This is a genomic window from Mesorhizobium sp. P2_C5_2 (assembly GCF_056404535.1).
Map to the genome: position 1 here is coordinate 292,443 of NZ_JBFUDV010000005.1, position 18,135 is coordinate 310,577.

18 protein-coding genes are annotated in these 18,135 nt (G+C 63.5%); 9 read left to right on the plus strand and 9 right to left on the minus strand.

Translation table 11 applies throughout. The features are described 5' to 3' along the window. Positions 1-51 precede the first annotated feature (51 nt). The gene (locus tag AC1D1B_RS19935; RefSeq protein ID WP_477334160.1) at positions 52-963 is read right to left on the minus strand and encodes a polysaccharide deacetylase family protein; all 912 of its coding nucleotides are present in this window, start codon (positions 961-963) and stop codon (positions 52-54) included. A gap of 327 nt (positions 964-1,290) precedes the next feature. Between AC1D1B_RS19935 and AC1D1B_RS19940 the strand changes: the two genes are divergently transcribed. Then, positions 1,291-2,535, plus strand: a complete 1,245-nt coding sequence (locus tag AC1D1B_RS19940; protein ID WP_477334161.1) for a DegT/DnrJ/EryC1/StrS family aminotransferase — start codon at positions 1,291-1,293, stop codon at positions 2,533-2,535. A 52-nt stretch (positions 2,536-2,587) separates the two neighbouring features. On the opposite strand, the gene AC1D1B_RS19945 is transcribed toward AC1D1B_RS19940, so the two are convergent. The 6 genes from AC1D1B_RS19945 to iolE all read right to left on the minus strand — a co-directional run bounded on the left by AC1D1B_RS19945 (position 2,588) and on the right by iolE (position 6,614). Further along, a complete protein-coding gene (locus AC1D1B_RS19945) occupies positions 2,588-2,848 on the minus strand; it encodes a hypothetical protein (RefSeq protein ID WP_477334162.1) in 261 nt (86 codons plus the stop codon). A gap of 33 nt (positions 2,849-2,881) precedes the next feature. After that, entirely contained in the window at positions 2,882-3,418 is a 537-nt protein-coding gene (locus AC1D1B_RS19950; protein WP_477312236.1) for an RNA polymerase sigma factor, read from the minus strand. A 9-nt stretch (positions 3,419-3,427) separates the two neighbouring features. Continuing rightward, on the minus strand, positions 3,428-3,658 hold the full coding sequence (locus tag AC1D1B_RS19955; protein WP_024321926.1) for a YgaP family membrane protein: 231 nt from the start codon (positions 3,656-3,658) through the stop codon (positions 3,428-3,430). 154 nt (positions 3,659-3,812) lie between these two features. Continuing rightward, positions 3,813-5,279, minus strand: coding sequence for a rhizopine catabolism transcriptional regulator MocR (gene mocR, locus AC1D1B_RS19960; RefSeq protein WP_477334163.1), 1,467 nt, complete (start codon positions 5,277-5,279; stop codon positions 3,813-3,815). 2 nt (positions 5,280-5,281) lie between these two features. Continuing rightward, a complete protein-coding gene (locus tag AC1D1B_RS19965) occupies positions 5,282-5,488 on the minus strand; it encodes a LacI family DNA-binding transcriptional regulator (protein ID WP_477334164.1) in 207 nt (68 codons plus the stop codon). Positions 5,489-5,702: 214 nt separating this feature from the next. Continuing rightward, positions 5,703-6,614, minus strand: coding sequence for a myo-inosose-2 dehydratase (iolE, locus tag AC1D1B_RS19970; RefSeq protein ID WP_477334165.1), 912 nt, complete (start codon positions 6,612-6,614; stop codon positions 5,703-5,705). A gap of 268 nt (positions 6,615-6,882) precedes the next feature. On the opposite strand from iolE, the gene AC1D1B_RS19975 reads away from it, so the two are divergent. The 7 genes from AC1D1B_RS19975 (at position 6,883) to AC1D1B_RS20005 (ending at position 14,833) form a co-directional block, all read left to right on the plus strand. Further along, positions 6,883-8,055: an MFS transporter gene (locus tag AC1D1B_RS19975; protein ID WP_477334851.1), complete on the plus strand. Its 1,173-nt coding sequence runs from the start codon at positions 6,883-6,885 to the stop codon at positions 8,053-8,055. A 154-nt stretch (positions 8,056-8,209) separates the two neighbouring features. Beyond that, positions 8,210-9,238 carry an HTH-type transcriptional regulator GntR gene (gene gntR / locus AC1D1B_RS19980; RefSeq protein ID WP_477334166.1) on the plus strand — a complete coding sequence of 343 codons (1,029 nt, stop codon included), beginning with the start codon at positions 8,210-8,212 and terminating at the stop codon, positions 9,236-9,238. Positions 9,239-9,546: 308 nt separating this feature from the next. Beyond that, the gene (locus AC1D1B_RS19985; protein ID WP_477334167.1) at positions 9,547-10,671 is read left to right on the plus strand and encodes a sugar ABC transporter substrate-binding protein; all 1,125 of its coding nucleotides are present in this window, start codon (positions 9,547-9,549) and stop codon (positions 10,669-10,671) included. 80 nt (positions 10,672-10,751) lie between these two features. Continuing rightward, positions 10,752-12,299 carry a sugar ABC transporter ATP-binding protein gene (locus tag AC1D1B_RS19990; RefSeq protein ID WP_477334168.1) on the plus strand — a complete coding sequence of 516 codons (1,548 nt, stop codon included), beginning with the start codon at positions 10,752-10,754 and terminating at the stop codon, positions 12,297-12,299. A gap of 13 nt (positions 12,300-12,312) precedes the next feature. Next, positions 12,313-13,293: an ABC transporter permease gene (locus AC1D1B_RS19995; protein WP_477334169.1), complete on the plus strand. Its 981-nt coding sequence runs from the start codon at positions 12,313-12,315 to the stop codon at positions 13,291-13,293. Beyond that, the gene (locus AC1D1B_RS20000) at positions 13,290-14,276 is read left to right on the plus strand and encodes an ABC transporter permease (protein ID WP_477334170.1); all 987 of its coding nucleotides are present in this window, start codon (positions 13,290-13,292) and stop codon (positions 14,274-14,276) included. Before AC1D1B_RS19995 ends, AC1D1B_RS20000 begins: the two co-directional genes overlap by 4 nt. A gap of 2 nt (positions 14,277-14,278) precedes the next feature. Next, the gene (locus AC1D1B_RS20005; protein WP_477334171.1) at positions 14,279-14,833 is read left to right on the plus strand and encodes a gluconokinase; all 555 of its coding nucleotides are present in this window, start codon (positions 14,279-14,281) and stop codon (positions 14,831-14,833) included. Here the strand turns inward: AC1D1B_RS20005 and AC1D1B_RS20010 are convergent. Beyond that, a complete protein-coding gene (locus AC1D1B_RS20010; RefSeq protein ID WP_477334172.1) occupies positions 14,828-15,961 on the minus strand; it encodes a hypothetical protein in 1,134 nt (377 codons plus the stop codon). The two genes, AC1D1B_RS20005 and AC1D1B_RS20010, sit on opposite strands and share 6 nt — an antisense overlap. Positions 15,962-16,061: 100 nt before the next feature. On the opposite strand from AC1D1B_RS20010, the gene AC1D1B_RS20015 reads away from it, so the two are divergent. Then, positions 16,062-17,615, plus strand: coding sequence for an acyl--CoA ligase (locus AC1D1B_RS20015; protein WP_477334173.1), 1,554 nt, complete (start codon positions 16,062-16,064; stop codon positions 17,613-17,615). A 19-nt stretch (positions 17,616-17,634) separates the two neighbouring features. Here the strand turns inward: AC1D1B_RS20015 and AC1D1B_RS20020 are convergent, their stop codons facing one another. Next, positions 17,635-18,084 carry an RrF2 family transcriptional regulator gene (locus AC1D1B_RS20020; protein ID WP_006202816.1) on the minus strand — a complete coding sequence of 150 codons (450 nt, stop codon included), beginning with the start codon at positions 18,082-18,084 and terminating at the stop codon, positions 17,635-17,637. Positions 18,085-18,135 lie beyond the last annotated feature (51 nt).

Genomic DNA, 18,135 nt, shown 5'->3' on the forward strand with positions numbered 1-18,135 from the left:
TTGTCGTTGCAGTTCCAATTCCCTCTTTGCGCCATTGGCCGACCGATCGGCTTACGGCGCTGACCGGGCGGCCGCTTTGCGGGCCTTTGCCGGTGTCGATCCTCCGAGCCTTGCGCGCAGTTCCTCGCGCAACGGCTTCATGCCGATGATGTCGATGTCCTGCGCGCCGAGCCAGTCGCGAAAACCCTGATCGCGGAACAGCTCATATTCCTCGGTGCGGATATAGGCGGAGCGCGGCTCGATAAGTTCGAGTTCGCCCGGCGCGTTGAAATGCAGGCAGAAGAAGGTCAGGCCTTCGCGCACGCCTTCGACCAATGCCTTGTAGGCTGGCTCTATCGGCTTCGAGCGTGGACGGCCCCAGGTCGTCTGGATGGCGGCGTCGAAGATGACAAAGTCTTTGGCGCGGGCCTCGGCGACGCCGCGCTGGAAGGCCGCTTCGGTCACGCCGACCAGATTGTCGTTGGGCGAATAGGCCGAAAGCGTTTTGGTCAGCAGCACCGGCAGCCGATATTCCAGGCCGAGCTTGATGTAGACGTCGCAAAACTCCGGCGACAGTGCCGCCCCCATATGCGCGTCGAGATGGGTGACGTCGATGCCGGCGCGGTAGGCGGTGTCGATCTGGGCGCGCAGCTCGGTTTCCACGGCTTGCGGCGCTGCCTTGCGGCGGGTTGTCGCGACGTCGGGCCAGAAATAGCCGAACTCGTCGGTCAGGCCGGCCGCGCGCGACGGCGACGTCAACGGCCGCCATTTGTAGTGCTGCTTTTCGCTGTTCAGCGTCAGGTGGACGCCGAGATCGAGCCGCGGATCGGCAGCTGCCGCTTCGGCCATCTCCGGGAACCACGGGCACGGCACCATCACCGCGCCGGAGCTGCAGGCGCCGAGCCCGGTCAGTTCGAGGAAGGCGCTGTTGGCGCCATGGCACATGCCGACATCGTCTTCGTGCAAGACAAGCTGCCGCCTCATGGACGGCCACCGTCTTGCCGGCATGCCGGTTGCGAGGGTCTTCCGAAGTGTGTCCCGTGCTGCATGGAACCGACCGTTTGCCCAACTGGACGCGATGGAACGCCCAAAGCCGGCTTTCCGACAGGGCCACTTCAGCGAATTCGGATGGGTACGATTTCCGCGGGCCAGCACTCTGGAATGCCGATTTCATTTGCATGGCAAGTTTTGCCGTCAAAACCGGCCGAACCATAACCGTGATGGCTTGGTCCGATCGCGGTAGAGTGGTTCTTTCAAACAGCGGCTGCAAGCGTACTGCTTTCACACCATCAAGCGATGTGGAGACTTGCCATGTACACCGCCGGCGAAGAAGAGATCGAAGCCATTGCCAGGGTGATCCGCTCGGGCGCGCTGTTTCGTTATGGCGAGAACAGCGAATGCAATCGCTTCGAGGCCCGCTATGCCAGGCATCTCGGCGTCGAGCATTTCGCGCTCGCCGCCAGCGGTACCTATGGGCTTGCCGCCGGCCTGATCGGGCTCGGCATCGGGCCTGGCGACGAGGTGCTGGTGCCGGCGCACACCTACATGGCCACCGCGACCGCCGTGCTGTCGGTCGGCGCCATTCCGGTCATTGTCGATATCGACGAGAGCCTGACCATCGATCCGGCAGCCCTGCGTGACGCTATCGGCCCGCGCACCAAGGCGGTCATCCCCGTGCATATGTGGGGTGCTGCCTGCAACATGAACGCCATCATGGACATCGCCAAAAAACGCGGCCTGCTGGTGCTGGAAGATGTCTGCCAGGGTATTGGCGGCGGCTATGAGGGGAAAAAGCTCGGCTCGATCGGCCATGCCGGCGCTTACTCCTTCAACTACTTCAAGAATATGACGTCGGGCGAGGGCGGCGGCATCGCCACCAGCGATCCGAAGGTGGCGGAGCGCGCGCGCTGCGCCATCGACCCCTGCCATTTCTACTGGCAGGGCCGCAACGACAGCATCAAGCCGTTCGCCGGCATCGGCGCGCGCGCGTCGGAGTTGATGGGCGCGATGCTCAATGTCCAGCTCGACCGTCTCGACGGCATCATCGAGGCGATGCGAGCAGAGAAGAAGAAGGTGCTGGCCGGCACCCGCCATCTCGGCAATCTCGGCCTGACGCCGTCGCCGATGAACAGCCCGGACGACGATTGCGCCGCGCAGGTGATGTATCTCCTGCCCAGCGAACAGGCGGCGCAGACTTTTTCCAAGACCATTCCGAGCGTCATCGCCGGCAAGACCGGGCGCCACAATTTCACCCAGTGGGACCAGGTGCTGATGCATGAGGGCGCCCACCATCCGGCGCTCAATCCCTACACGCTGCCGGAGAACAAGGGTCTGCGGCTCACCTATGCCGACGATCTCGGCAAGGGTTCGCTCGAAATCCTCAACCGCACGGTGATGATCGCCATGAACCCGGCGCATGGTGACGCCGATATCAACGACATGATCCATAACATCGACGCGGCGGCCCGCGTGGCGCTGGAAAATGCCTCGCTGGACGATGTCGAAGTGCGCGAGGCGGCTCCCGTGGATCTGCAGAAATTCGACAGCGTGAACTAGTAGCTCTGCACAGTGATTATGACTCTTTGGCCGTATCGTTACTGATGGTCATTCACGGTGCCGCATGGTGGCGTTTGAACTTACGGTAGGTTGTCTCGACGAGACCGATCGTCCAGCAGATGGGGCAACCGCGAAAAGCCACCATCGACACGCCAGCCAGGGCCAGCGAACAAAATGGATGTGGCACAGAGATCGATATCGCGTAACTCAAAGCGCTGATGCCGACAATACCGCGGACCAGATGTTCGACAAGACCATTGCTGGCGAACATTGTCTTGGGCGAGGCGGTAGATGACAGGTTCATGGGGTTCATAGAAATTTACCTCTCCAATTCATAGTGGTTCAATCAATCCAAAAGGTATTCACGTAGCAGGGCCCGGCTCCGGTGCAGTCGACCCTTGATGCTCTCGCGGGTGAGGTTCAGTGAAGCGGCGACCTCGTCGATCGTCATCTCTTCGATATCGCGCAGTATGATCACCTCGCGGTAGTGTTCGGGCAGGGATTGGATCGCGCGTGAAAGGTCAAGCCGGAGTTCGTCCAGCGACAAATGTGCCAGGCGGTCCACGTTGGCCGGATTCAGCAACGCGTCGTCCAGATTGTCCGGCTTTCCCATCGCGCGCATTGCCATGCGCAAACATTCGCGGCGTACCACGGCCAGCAGCCAGCCCGATATCGAGCCCAGTGCGCGCAGCGTTCCGACGCGGCGGTACAGTAGCCACAATGTCTCCTGCACCACGTCGTCAACGTCGTCGGAAGCGCTGCAGCTGCGCCGCGCATAGCGCCGAATGTCTCGCTGTGCGAGGTCCAGCAAAGCCAAGATGGCTTGCTTGTCGCCATTGCGCGCGTCGTCAACCAGAGCCAGGTCATACTTCGGCGTGTACATGCGGGTGTCCTACTTCGCAGTGTCGAGGCGGCGGTTCGCGGCATCCAAGCGGCGGCCCGCCATGGCACACATAGGACAAAAACCGATGAAGCCGGTGAGCAGTGTGCTGACGCCGACGCCAGCAATCGCATAGCCGATCATAAGCCCACTTAAGCCCAGCAAGCCGCAGGCGATCATGGCCAAACCGGCAACGACACGAACCGCGCGTTCCCATCCAGGTACATTCTTGACATAAAGCACGGTAAACCCCCCAAAGTTGCAAGCGCAATGGCACGCTCGAAAGGTAAGAGGGCTGGGAATGCAGTTTCGGTTCGCGTCGTTCTAAAAGTATTTCAACAGCGCCATTTCCAGGTCACCCCGCCCTCGGTTCATCAGAGGGTTCTGTGCAGAGGTACTAGCTCCGGTCGAGCCTTATGAATGCAGCGCGCAACGCCAGCACCGCGCGCAGGATCTGGCGTTCGTCCATCGCGGCATAGCCGAGCAGCAGGCCGTGCTCGGGCTCGCTCGAATGGTAGTTGATCGAGATGCCTTGCACGTCGAGCCCTTCCTTGACGCCGGCGGCGACGACATCGCTGTCCTTGTAAGGTCTTGTGAAACTGGCCAGCAATTGCATGCCGGAATCGTTCTCGGTCACCGTCAGCCATTCGGCCAGATGCTCCTGGCATAGTTTGACGAAATTCGCCTGCCGGCGCGCGTAGAGGCGGCGCATGCGCTTCAGATGCGTGGCGAAATAGCCTTGCGTGATGAAGTCGTTGACCGTCGCCTGCAGGATCAGCGGCGCGAACTGGCCGGTGATCGAGACGGCGCGGTCGAAGGGTACAGACAATTCGCGCGGCACGATCAGATAGCCGATGCGGAGTGCCGGGATCAGCGTCTTGCCGAAGGAGCCGATATAGACGACGCGGTCGGCGTGATCGAGGCCGCGCAGCGCCGGCACCGGCCGGCCGCGGTAGCGGTATTCGCCGTCATAGTCGTCCTCGACGATCCAGGCGCCGTGGCGCTCGGCGATGTCGAGCAGTTGCAGCCGTTCCTCGATGCGCATGATGGTACCGAACGGCCATTGGCAGGACGGCGTCACATAGATCAGCCGTGGCGGAGGCAGTTCGGGGTCGGCGAGGTGCCAGCCGTGCCGGTCGACCTTTAGGGGCGCAAGCTGGGCGCCGCTGGCGAGGAAGGCGCTCTTGGCGCCGAGATAGCCGGGTTCCTCCATCCAGACATGATCGCCTTCGTCCATCAGCACGCGCGAGGCGAGGTCGAGTGCTGCCTGCGCGCCAGTGACGATGATGACCTGGTCGGCGGTGCAGTTGATGCCGCGCGACAGGCTGATGGTCGAGGCGATGGCCTGGCGCAGGCCGGGATGACCGGCGAAGGAGAGATAGCCGAGCAGGTTCTCGTCGCGACTGCGCGCATTGCGAACCAAAAGGCTCGACCAGATGGTGAAGGGAAAGGACGCCGTTTCCGGCACGCCGGGATGGAAGTTGATGACGCCGGCATTGCGCGGCGGCTGCGGGCCGTTGACGATGGTCTGTCCGCGCCGCGAAAGCTTTTGCGGAGCGGCAAGGCCGGCGCGGAGCGAGGCCGGCGGGCGCTTCTGTTGTATCGGTGCCACCCAGGTGCCGGAGCCGGCGCGCGCCTCGATGAAGCCTTCGGCAAGCAGCTGGTCGTAGGCGGCGATCACCGTGTTGCGGCCGACCTTCAGATCCTCGGCCAGCGAGCGGGTCGATGGCAAAAGCGTGTTCTGCTGGATCTGGCCGTCGAGGATGAAGCGCCGCAAGGCGCCGTAGATCTGCCGGTGCATCGGTTCGTCCGAGCCGCGGTCGACCGACATGATGTCGAGGGAAAGGCGCATATGGTCGGCCAAGCCTAGTCTCCGACGAACCGGGCTGCGCGGGCGATCTTTTCTTCGTTTAGAAGGTAGACGGTCTCAAACACCAGCCGCCTGGTTTCGGCACGGACCTCGCGGCTATTCTTCAGCGCGCGATGCACGGTGGCGGCGCCGAGTTCCGCCTTTTGCGCAATCTCACGGATGGTGCAAAGCCGTTCCAAACCGAGTGCCGCCTCGAATGCCATGTCGCTCCTCCACCCGCATCAAGGCACGGCTTGCCGCCAGCCTCAAGCCGGAAACTCCAGGGTCGAAAACTCGGCCTCACCAAGCCGGGGCCGAGAATTCTGCGACCCGCGCCGCCAAGGGAGGGCGGCGGCGCGGATCGCCGGGCGCTTTCGCGTCGCTACCCCTACCGAGGCGCGCGCCCAACCGGCCGACCGCCAGCCCCCCCGGCGGTGGTCAGGCCAAGTCTCGTGTCGCCACCTCAAACCCGGCCTTGCGAGCCGTGGCGAGAAGCGAAGCGTAACCCTTCGTGGCATAGGTCAAGGGATTTGCCTTGGCTGGATCCTGTTCGGCCTCGACGACGATCCAGCCTTCGAAACCCCGTTTTGCGAGAGGCTTCAGCAACGACAGGAAGTCGACGGAGCCATCGCCAGGCACAGTGAAAATCCCCTCCATAACCGCCGCCATGAAACTCATGTCTTCGCGCCTCGCCTTTTCCAGCACGGCCGCGCGGACGTCTTTGCAGTGGAAATGCACGATGCGGTCGAGGTGCCGATTCAGGAGGGAGAGCGGGTCGCCGCCCGAGAACAGGCAATGGCCGGAATCGAACAGCAGGCCGACGCTTTTGCCTGTCGTCGCCATCAGCCTGCCGACCTCGTCGTCGGTCTCGACGATGGTGCCCATATGGTGGTGGAAGGCCATGCCGACGCCGAAGGCGGCCATGCGATCGGCGAGCTGGGTCAGCTTCTCGCCATAGGCGGCCCACTCGCCGTCGGCTAGACGGGGACGCTGCGAGATCGGTGCGAAGATACCGTCGTGACGGCCGCGCGACGTGTCGGCATAGACGACGACCTTGGAGCCGAGGTCGCGCAGCAGGGTGAGATGCGGGGTGATGGCGGCTAACTCCTCGTTGACCGTGCGGTCGAGAATGCGGCCGTCATACCAGCCGGAGACGAGCTCCAATCCGTATGAGGACAGGAGCGGTCCAAGTTCGTCGCTTCGCCTGGGGAATTTGCCGCCGAGCTCGGTGCCGCGATAACCGGCCTGCCTGGTTTCCGACAGGCAGGTCTCCAGCGGCGTGTCACCGCCGAGTTCGGGCACATCGTCATTGCTCCAGGTGATGGGATTGATGCCGATCTTGACCGTCATGCCGCCACTTTGCAGGCCTGGGGAAACACAATGCCGAGGCTGCAAACTGAAGGGAAAGAGGACCTGTCACTAGGTCCAGTTGAGGTGAATTTGGCAGAACCAATCGCTGGAGCCACGGATCGAAGCCCTGTGGCGCTGCCCGTCGCCGCGAATGCGCCGATAGTGGCGCTGGAATGGTCGACTTCCCAGACCTCGGACAGGAAACGCCTTGACCCCAATCGTCGCCAATCAGGCTGATAGCCCTGGCATCGACAGCTCTTATGCCTGGATGCGGCTTGCCATCTCGATGCTGCTGGCGACGATCGGCGCGGTCGGCATGTGGGCCGTCGTGGTGGTGTTGCCGGCCGTGCAGGCTGAATTTGGCATTGACCGCGCTGCGGCATCGATGCCCTACACCGCAACCATGGTGGGCTTTGCCGCCGGCAACGTGCTGGTCGGCCGCGCCATTGATCGCATGGGCTATTGGATCCCGGCGCTGATCTCCTCGGTCGCACTCGCCGCCGGACTGCTGCTCGCGGCGGCGTCGACGTCGATCCTGCAATTCACCCTTGCCCAGGGGGTGCTGATCGGCCTTGGCTCATCGGTGATCTTCGGACCGCTGATCGCCGACATTTCGCACTGGTTCAATCGTCGACGCGGCGTCGCCGTCACGGCGGCGGCGGCGGGCAACTATCTCGCCGGAGCGCTCTGGCCAACCATCATGCCGACGCTGATCAAGGCGGAAGGCTGGCGCTTCACCTATGCCGCCATCGGCATCTTTTGTCTGGTCACCATGATACCGCTGGTGCTGTTGCTGCGGCGCGGTGCTCCAAACGCGACGGCGGCCGGCTCGCCGGGAAGTCGGCCTGTGCAGCCGATTTCAATCTCGCCGGCGGCATTGCAGGTGCTGCTGGTCATCGCCGGTCTCGGCTGCTGCGTGGCGATGTCGATGCCGCAGGTGCACATCGTCGCCTATTGCATGGATCTTGGCTACGGCATCGCGCATGGCGCCGACATGCTGTCGATCATGATGGCGGCGGGCGTTGTCAGCCGGCTCGCCTCCGGCTTTGTCGCCGACCGCATCGGCGGCGTGAAAACCCTGCTTATCGGTTCCGTGCTGCAATGCCTGTCGCTGCTGTTTTACATCCCGTTCGACGGGCTCGCCTCGCTCTATGTCGTGTCGCTGGTGTTCGGCCTGTCGCAAGGCGGCATCGTGCCTTGCTATGCCATCATCGTGCGCGAATACCTGCCCGCCAAGGAGGCCGGCCAGCGCATCGGTATCGTCATGATGGCGACCATTTTCGGCATGGCGATCGGTGGCTGGATGTCGGGCTGGATCTACGACCTGACTGGCTCCTACGCGGCTGCGTTTCTCAACGGGATCGCGTGGAACCTGATCAATGTGGCGGCCATCCTTTTGCTGATGAGGAGGGCCGGGCGCCCGGCCATGGTTACGGCCTGAAGGACTTCAGCCGGCGACGCCGCAACCTGCCGTCGGCTTGACAATCGCCAGTTGCTGCGCGACGCCAAGCTGGCATGGCGTAGTGGGGAAGCCGGACAAACATGGCAACAGAGACGACGAAGCCGCAATCGCGCGCGACGCAAAGGGCAGGGCCATGACCAAGCCACGCTCGCGCCGTGGCGGCGGCCGCCCGACGATCTCCGATGTGGCGCGCAAGGCCGGCGTCGGCGCCATCACCGTGTCGCGGGCGCTGCGCGAGCCCGACCGCGTCAGCCAAGATCTGCGCCGCCAGATCCAGGCCGCTGTCGACGAGCTCGGTTATGTGCCGGATCCCAATGCGCGGGCGCTGGCCTCGGCGCGCGCCGATGTGTTCGGCGTGCTGGTGCCGTCGCTCACCAACAACGTCTTCGCCGAAGTGGTGCGCGGCATCTATGACAGCCTGTCGGACGGTCCGTTCCGCGTCCAGCTCGGCAACACCCACTATTCCGGCCTCGAGGAGGAGCGCCTGCTGCAGGTGTTCGCGCCGCAGCGCCCGGCGGCGCTTATCGTGGCCGGTATCGACCAGACGCCGACCTCGCGAAGACTGCTGGAGAGCGCGGGCTGCCCGGTGGTGCAGGTGATGGAGACCGGGCCCGACCCGGTCGACATGCTGGTCGGCTTCTCGCATTTCGACGGTGGCCGGACAGCGACCGAGCATCTGATTGAGGCGGGCTACCGTCGCATCGGCTTCATCGGCGCGCGTATGGATCCACGCTCACAGCGGCGCTTGGCCGGCTATCGCGCCGCAATGGAGAAGGCCGGCCTGTTCGACCCGCGGCTGATCACCACCACGCCGCTACTGTCCAGCATGACGCTCGGCCGCGAGCTGCTTCGCGATGCGCTGGCGAAGATGCCGGCGCTCGACGGCGTCTTCTGCAACAATGACGATATCGCGCTCGGCGTTCTGTTCGAATGCCATAGCGCCGCACTCGACGTGCCGAAGACAATCGGCATTGTCGGCTTCAACGACCTTGAGATGATGCAGGCGGCGTTCCCGCCGCTCACCAGCATCCGCACCCCTCGCTATGAAATCGGACGCCGGGCGGTTGCCATGGCACTGGCGGCGATCGCCGGGCAAAGGCCTGAGCAGCGGCTCGTCGATCTCGGTTTCGAGCTCAAGCCTCGCGAGAGCACCGCACGCTGAACACGCTTTGGCGACCTCAGCAAATGGTGCTTTACACAACGTCATGGTAGCGCTACCATTTTCGTCGAGCGGGCGTTTTGGCGGAAGGCCATGCCTGTTTATTATACATAAGCAACAGCTCATGCTTGTTTATTATGTATAATATGCTAGGTTTCGTTTCTCGCCCGTGAAGCGGCGAGGGGGAGGGGATCGGGCCGGTTTCGGGCCCTTGAGACGTGCCGCCCGCAAGGCTGGAGGGCCTTCGCCGGGCGTGGAAAACGCACCACGACAAGCAGCATCAAATAAAACTGCAACTGGGAGGAATATCGATGATCAAGTCACTTGTTGGTGGCATCGTTGCCGCCACTGCATTCGTCATGCTGAGTTCGTCGGCCATGGCCGACCCTGAAGTCGTCAAGGGACCGTCGGCCGAGCCGGATTGCTTCGCGCCGTGGGCGGCCGATACGCAGTTCTTCAAGTTCCCCAAGAAAGACGGCCCATACCGCATCGCGCTCGCCAATGGCTATATCGCCAACACATGGCGCATCCAGATGGTGCAGACCGCCAAGGCCTATGCGGCACAGCCGGAGGTCGCTGCGAAACTAAAGGAATTCAAGGTCGTCTCGACCGGTGAGGACGTGCCGGCTCAGATCTCTGCGATCAACAACTTCATCGATTCCGGTTATGACGCGATCGTCGTCAACGCACAGAACCCGACCGCTTTCGGGCCGGTCATCAAGCGCGCCAAGGAAGCCGGTGTCATTCTGGTTGCCTTCGACAATATTCTCGACACCAAGGACGCCATCAACGTCAATGTCGACCAGAAAGGCCTTGGCGAATTGTGGGGCAAATGGCTGGTCAGTCATGTGCCGAATGGCGGCAAGGTGCTCGAAGTGCGCGGCGTTGCCGGAACCTCCGTCGACACCGACCGTCACAACGGCATCCATGAAGTGCTCGATGGCTCCGGCAAGAAATGGGACGTTACCGAGGTGGTCGGCAAATGGGACGACGGCGTGGCGCAGAAAGCCACGGCCGACGCCATTGCCACCAACGGTCCGTTCGATGGCATTACCGGGCAAGGCGGCGACACCGGCATCGTGCAGGCGATGATCGACGCCAAGCATGCCTTCGTGCCGTTCGGCGGCGAGACCGAGAACGGCTTCCGCAAATTCTGCGCGGCACATGCCGGCGACGGGCTGAAATGCTCATCGGCCGGCACTGGTCCGGCGCAGGTCGCGGTTGCCATCAAGACGGCGATTGCCGCGCTCGAAGGCAATGTCGTCCCGCAAGCGGTCAAGCTGCCGCTGGCCATCGTCGAAGATCCGAACTTCAAGGCCGGTCAGGATTTCTTCCCCGACCAGTCAGACAATTTCTTCGTCGGCAATTCCTTCCCGACCTGCGGCATTAATTTCACCGCGCAGGAAATCATGGGCCAGACCAAGGCTGACCAATAGACGGCATATCCGGCGCCGCGGGATTTCCGCGGCGCCGGCCACTCGATATCCCTGGTCGTCAAAGTGCCTCGGGAGGGCCGATGGACGGTGCGGTTCCGCTCTTCCAGATGGAAGGTATATCCAAGCGCTATGGTGGTGTGCGGGCGCTGGAAAAGGCCGAGCTTTCGGTCTCATCCGGTAGCATCCACGCCATTCTCGGCGAAAACGGCGCCGGCAAATCGACGCTGATCAAGGTCATGGCGGGCGTCGTCGCGCCTGATGAAGGCCGCATGATGCTGGACGGCAGCGAGGTGACGTTCGCTTCGCCAGCTGCTGCAAACAAGGCCGGCATCGTCTGCATCTTCCAGGAGCTGTCGCTGGTTCCCGAACTCAGCGTTGCCGACAACATCGTCATCTCCGATCCGCCGACACGGTTCGGCATGATCGACCGCAAGGCGCAGCGCCGTATCGCAGAAGAGGCGCTGGCACGCGCTGGCGCCGCCGACATCCATCCATTGGCGCTGGTCAAGGATCTTCCGCTTTCAAGAAGACAGATGGTCGAGATCGCCAAAGCATTGGCCAGGAAGCCGCGCATCCTGATCCTCGACGAGGCGACTTCGGCGCTGGCTGCCGCCGATGTCGCCAAGATATTCAGCGTGCTCAAGCGATTGCGCTCGGAAGGGCTGGCGCTGCTTTACATCTCGCACCGCATGAACGAGATCGCCGAGCTTGCCGACCACTGCACCGTGTTTCGCAACGGCCGCAATGTCGCCAGCTACAAGGCAGGCACAAAGAGCGACAACGAAGTCGTCGAACTGATGATCGGGCGCGAATACAGCCACATTTTCCCACCGAAGCCCGCGCGCACCGCAGCTGCCGCCGTTCCCGTGCTGGAGGCGCGCAAGCTGTCCTGGACGGACCGGCTGGACAATGTCTCGCTGACGGTCGGGGCAGGCGAGGTCGTCGGCCTTGGCGGTCTCGATGGCCAGGGCCAGCGCGAATTGCTGCTTGCCTTTTTCGGTGTGCTGCGCGGCCTTAGCGGCCAGATCCTTATCGACGGCAAGCCGGTTTCGATCGCCAGCCCGGCAGCGGCGCGCGGCGACCGCATCGGCATGGCGCTGATCCCTGAGGACCGCAAGACCGAAGGCCTGATGCTACCGATGACGGTGCGCGAGAACCTCTCCTTCGCCGCCCTCGACCGGCTGTCGAAAGCCGGCGTCATTGACCGCGCCGCCGAACAGCGGCTGATCGACGACATGGTCGGGCTGCTGGCGATCAAGACGGCCGGTCTTGACATTCCGGTCGGCGCGTTGTCGGGCGGCAACCAGCAGAAGGTGGTCATCGCCAAATGGCTGATGCGCCAGCCGCGCATCATCCTGCTCAACGATCCGACGCGCGGCATCGATGTCGGCACCAAGCAGGAACTCTATCAGCTGATGCGCAAGCTGGCCGATGCGGGGGCGGCTATCCTGTTCTATTCGACCGACTATGACGAACTGATCGGCTGTTGCGATCGCGTGCTGGTGCTCTATGACGGCGCCATCAAGCGCGAGCTGGTCGGCGCCGAGATCACCGAGCGGACGCTGATCGCTAGCGCCCTCAACATCCATGGCGAGGGGAACCTCGTGAGGCAAGAAGCGGACACGTGAAAGGGATCATAGCGTGAAAGATTGGCGCTACTGGCTAGCCGAACAGCGCGGAACGCTGATAGGATTGGCGATCTTCCTGCTGATGTTCACCGTGTATATTTCCAACCACCCGGTTGGCCTTACTGCCAATGTCGCGCAGACAGCGGCCAACAAGGGCGTGTTGCTCGCGCTGGTTGCGATGGCGCAAGCGCTGGTGGTCATCACCGCCGGCATCGATCTGTCGGTGGGAATGATCCTCTTGCTGACCAATTGCCTTGCATCCTGGTTGGTCGTCGGGTCGCCAACTGCGACAGCCTTTGGGATCGCCGTGGTTTTGATCGCCGGTGTGGTCTGTGGCGCGATCAATGGCGCGTTGGTCATTTACGGCAGGCTACAGCCGATCGTCGCCACGATCGCTACGGGCTCCGTCTATTTCGGACTCGCGCTGCTGCTGCGGCCGGTTCCCGGCGGCTCGGTCAACGAAACGCTGGCCGATGCTTTGACGGGACGCGTGTTCGGCGTGGTGCCGGCGAGCCTGGTTGCGCTGCTGGCTGTGGTACTCCTGATCTGGATACCCTTCAGGCGATCGGTACTGGGACGTGCGGCGTACGCAGCCGGCTCATCCGAGGTCGCGGCCTATATGTCGGGCGTGCCGATCCGGCGCGCAAAATTCGCCGCCTATTCGCTGGCTGGACTGTTCGCCGCCATGGGCGGGCTGTTCCTGACCTTCTATACCTATACTGGCGAGGCGGCCTATGCGAGCGGGAGCGGCTACACACTCTGGTCCATCGCCGCCGTCGTGCTCGGCGGCGTCTCGCTCTATGGTGGACGTGGGAGCGCAGTCGGTGCGATTTTCGGGGCGCTCGCGGCGCGCACCACCGGCGACATGCTCTTCGTCTTCGACGTCGATCCGCTCTGGCAACCGCTGCTTCAGGGTGTCGTCCTCATGCTGGCCATAAGCATCGGTGCGTTCGGTCTGCTGCGCGTGCGCAACCGTCTGGAGTGGTTCCTGTGAGCGACACAACGATGGGCCGTATCGCCAACCGCATGCCGAAATTCATCCGCCGTGCCGATCCGGCGGTGGTCACGTCCTTCGCTTGCATCGTGCTTATTCTGCTGTTGGGCAGTCTCTATTCGCGCAGCTTCCTGTCGCCGGAATATCTTCTTCAACAAATGAAGGTGGCGTCGTTTCTCGGCGTCATTGCCACGGGCATGATGCTGGTCATTCTTCTGGGCCAGATCGACCTTTCGGTTCCCTGGGTGGTGACGGCCGGAGCGATGATGGGCTGTGCGGCTGCCGCGTATGGCCCGGTCGGCGTGGCGCTCGCCATTCCCTTCGGCATCTTGTGCGGCGTCGCGATCGGCATCGTCAACGGCGTCGGCGTTGCTTACCTGCGCATTCCTTCAATGATCATAACGCTCGCCACCAATGTCGTCGCGCAAGGCTTGATGGTGGTTTATACGGGCGGCTTCTCACCGCAAGACTCGGCAACCGCGGCGATGCGTTGGCTCGCAACGGGATTCGCCATCCCGGGCATTCCGAACGCCGTCCTCGTCTGGCTTCTCGTCGGCGCGGTCACCGTGTTCGTACTAACCCGCACCGGCTTCGGTCGTGCCGTGTACGGCATCGGCAATCGCGAGCGCGCCGCCTACCTGTCCGGCATCGACACGCGGCGCGTGGTGATGATCGCCTTCGCGGTTTCGGGCGGGCTCTCCGCCTTTGGGGGCGTGCTTCTGGCCGGCTATGCCTCCAAGGCGGCGCAGTCGATGGGCGATGCCTATCTCTTGCCCTCGATCGCCGCGGTTGTGCTTGGCGGCACTTCGATCCTCGGCGGGCGCGGCTCCTATCTCGGCACCGTGGCCGGCGTCATCCTGATCACGCTTTTGCAATCCATCCTTTCGGTCATGCAGATGCCAGAGGCGGGACGGCAGATCATCTATGGCGTCGTCATCGTCGCCATGCTCCTGCTCTACGGCCGCGCGCCGGCAAGCCGCTGACCGTGGACGAAAAGACGGCAAAAGCGCCAACGGGCGCTCCCGGCTCGGTGCCTCGGGCCATCGTTGTGATGGGCGTCGCCGGCTGCGGCAAGTCGGCCGTCGGCAAGGTGCTGGCAGCAGCGGAAGGGGCGATCTTTGTCGAAGGCGACAGGCTGCACCCGCCCGAAAACGTCGCGCGCATGGCGAGCGGCGAGCCGCTCACCGATCAGCTTCGCCAAGGCTGGCTCGATGCCATTGGCCAGCGGATCGCGGACCTGGCCGGCAGCGGCCAGAGGGTGGTCGCCGCCTGCTCGGCACTGAAGCGCAGCTATCGCGATCGTCTGCGTGGTTTTCGCCGGGATATCGTTTTCGTCTATCTGGAGATCGATCCCGCAACCGCCAAGCGGCGCGTCGCCAGCCGCAAGGGGCATTTCATGCCGGCCAGCCTGGTCGAAAGCCAGTTCGCCATCCTTGAGCCGCCTAGCGCCGACGAGCAGGCGCTGACGGTCGATGCCACACGTCCAGTGGCTGACATCGTCACCGCCGTTGCCAGCCTGCTGGCCGGCGCAAAATCATGAACCACCGTCGTCGGGCAAGGCGCTTTCCGGCCGTTCGGTGAACCGGTCATGGCCGGACCAGGCCATCATTTGCTCGGGATAGAGCTTCAGCGCCTCCAGCAAGCGGTCGCGCTTGAGCAGGATGTACTCGGCCTGCAACGCCATGTTCTTGGTGCCGCCAGTCCTCGTCGTGGGCTCGCCGGCTCCCGCCGGGGCCGGCACCAGTTCGGGACTCAGGATGGCGCGGTACTGGCGGAACGGATCGGTCTCGAAAGTCGACATGGAAAACAGCGCCGCCTTGCCTCTGGCGGCGAAATTCGCCGGCGCCGAGGCGAGGTGGGTCCAGCCGCTTTCGCCAATGCCGACTTCGGTGAATGTCGAGCCGGCATGGATGGTGTTGGTCACCAGGACGACGCCGTTGTTGCCAAGGACCTTCTGAATCCGGCCGGTGACCTGGTAGGCGTCGCTGCGTTCGAACACGATCCGGCTTTTCAGGAACCGGTTCTCGACCCGGACCATCGGCGGGTTCAGGAAGCGCAGGCCGAATGTCGAATCGGAGATGCCGTGAGCGCTGACGCTGAGCTGGTTCGCCTCGATGCCGGCTTCATAGAGCGCGCGTTTGCCGATGATGGCCTGGGCCGTGAACTGATCGCACCAGATGATGGCGCCGTGGCCGCGCTTCAGCGCCGCCTGCAGGCCTTCCAGTCCCTCCAGCCGGATATCGGGCGACCAGCGGCGGCCGACGAGATGCACGGCAAGCAGCAGCCGCCGGCGATGGTTGGAATAGAGCAGAGCCCTGAACAGCTTTTGCGCATCGATGCCGTTGCCGAGCACGGCGCGCGTCGCGGCGGCATAGCGCACGAAATCCTTGCGGGTGTGGCGCTTGAGGCGCAGCCCCGATACGCGGCTGCAGATCGCGGCCCACCAGCTGACCGGCAGCAATGCCGCGACGCCGAGATAGAAGGCGGCTAACAGCAGCTCGCGAAAATCCCTGTTGTTGAAGGTACGCAACTTGCCGGCGCGAACCAGCTTGCGGCTGAAGAAGCGCACATGCTCCGCGCGTTCGGGCACCAGCACATCGGCGATGATTTCCGTATGGTAAATGACGGCGGACGACGGTGTCCGGTCGGCCTTCCGGGATTTTCCCAACCACGGCAGCCTCATCCGATCGGTGTCCACCTGTTCTTGCGCACGTCCGAAAATCGCTTTACTGCGTCTGCCACGGGCGCGCAATCGGCGCCGGCTGGGCATGGTGATCGCCATTCAAGGTTCGAACTTGAAACAGGCTCTATCGGTAGCTCTTCCCCAACTGGCGCCTTGGCAGCCGGCTGCGGCGGCGCTGATGGCGCCGGACCGGGCTCCGCTCAGCTTTGCCGGCCTCGCCAATCTTGTCGACCAACTCTGCGGCGATCTCACTCAGCGTGGCGTTCGCCGCGGCACGGCCGTCGGCATCGTCCTGCCCAACGGTCCGGAAATGGCGAGCTGTTTCCTGGCGGTCTCGGCGCTGGCGACGGCGGCGCCGCTCAATCCGGCTTACGGCGAAGACGAATTCCGCTTCTATCTCGGCGATCTCGACGTGAAGCTTCTGCTGTGCGGACAAGGCATGGGCGATGCCGCGCGCAACGCCGCAAAGGCGCTTGGCATTGCGGTGCTCGACGTCGTCGCAACCGAGGGCGCCAAGGCCGGCGAATTTGTCCTGTCGGGCGACGCCGAACTGGCGGCTCCTGGCGACGCGCAGCTCAACGGGCCGGACGATTTCGCGCTTGTCCTGCACACATCGGGAACCACGGCGCGGCCGAAGATCGTCGGCTTGCGGCAGCGCAACCTGCAGGCATCGATGGCCAACATCGCCCACACGCTGGCGCTGTCGGGAAACGACATCTGTCTCAATGTGATGCCGCTGTTCCACATTCACGGGCTGATGGCGGCGCTCAGCGGACAGCTGGCAGTCGGTGGCACTGTTGTCTGCACGCCAGGCTTCAACCCGCTCAAATTCTACGGCTGGCTCGCCGACTTCCGTCCGAGTTGGTACAGCGCTGTGCCGACCATGCATCAGGCGATCCTGGCGCGCGCGGCGCGCAATGACGACACGATTGCGACGGCACAGCTGCGCTTTATCCGCTCGTCATCGGCGGCGCTTCCCGATACCGTGTTCCGCGATCTCGAGCGCGTCTTCGGCTGTCCGGTGGTCGAGGCCTATGGCATGACCGAGGCAGCGCACCAGATGACGTCGAACGGCCTGCCGCCTGCGCGCCGCAAGCCGGGCGTGGTTGGCCTGCCTGCCGGTCCGGAGGTGACGATCCTGGACGACAAGGGGACGATCCTGCCGGCGGGCGAAAAGGGCGAGATCGCGGTGCGCGGCGCCAACATCCATGACGGCTATCTCAACAATCCGGTGGCCAATGCCACGGCCTTTACCGACGGCTGGTTCCGCACCGGTGACCAGGGCCTGATCGACGAGGATGGCGACCTGAAGATCACTGGGCGGCTGAAAGAGATCATCAATCGCGGTGGCGAGAAGATCTCGCCACTCGAGGTCGACAATGTGCTGCTCGACCATCCGCTGGTGGCGCAGGCGGTGACCTTCGCCGTGCCGCACGCAATGCTCGGCGAGGAGGTGGGGGCCGCCATCGTGCTGGCCGAGGGCGCCACCGCCGATGCCGAACAGATCCGCGATTTCGCGCGCAGCCGCATCGTCGAGTTCAAGGTACCGCGTCACATCCTGTTTCTGCAGGAGATACCCAAAGGTCCGACCGGCAAGATCCAACGCGTTGGCCTTGCCGGCAGGCTCGGCCTGGTCTGAGGAAGTCTGACCGCAGGATTTATATCTGCGACGTCAGTTCGACCGGAAAATCATCATTGTCGGCATCGCGCATGGCGGCGAGGCTGCGATTGTCCAGCACCTCGGCGATGGCCTGGCGCACCTCCAGCATCATGTGCCGGACCTGGCAGGTCGCCTCGTCACAATCCTCGCAGCGCTGGTATTGCGTACGGCTGGCACAAGGGATCGGCGCCAGCGGCCCGTCAAGGACGCGCACAACATGGCCGATCTTGATCTCGGAAGCGGGCCGGGCGAGGCGATAGCCGCCTTCCTTGCCCTTGCGGCTCTGGACGAAACCGGCATTGCGCAACTCGCCCAGAATGGCATCCAGGAATTTCTTCGGGATATTGTTGGCGACAGCGATGTCGTTGACGAATGCAAGCTGGCCGACCGGCAGGCCGGAGAGATGCACGAGGGCCTTGAGGCCGTATTTGCCTTTTTTGGTAAGCATGCCCGATTCAGTTCATGAAAACCCCAACCGCCCGCATCTGGCGGTTGTTTG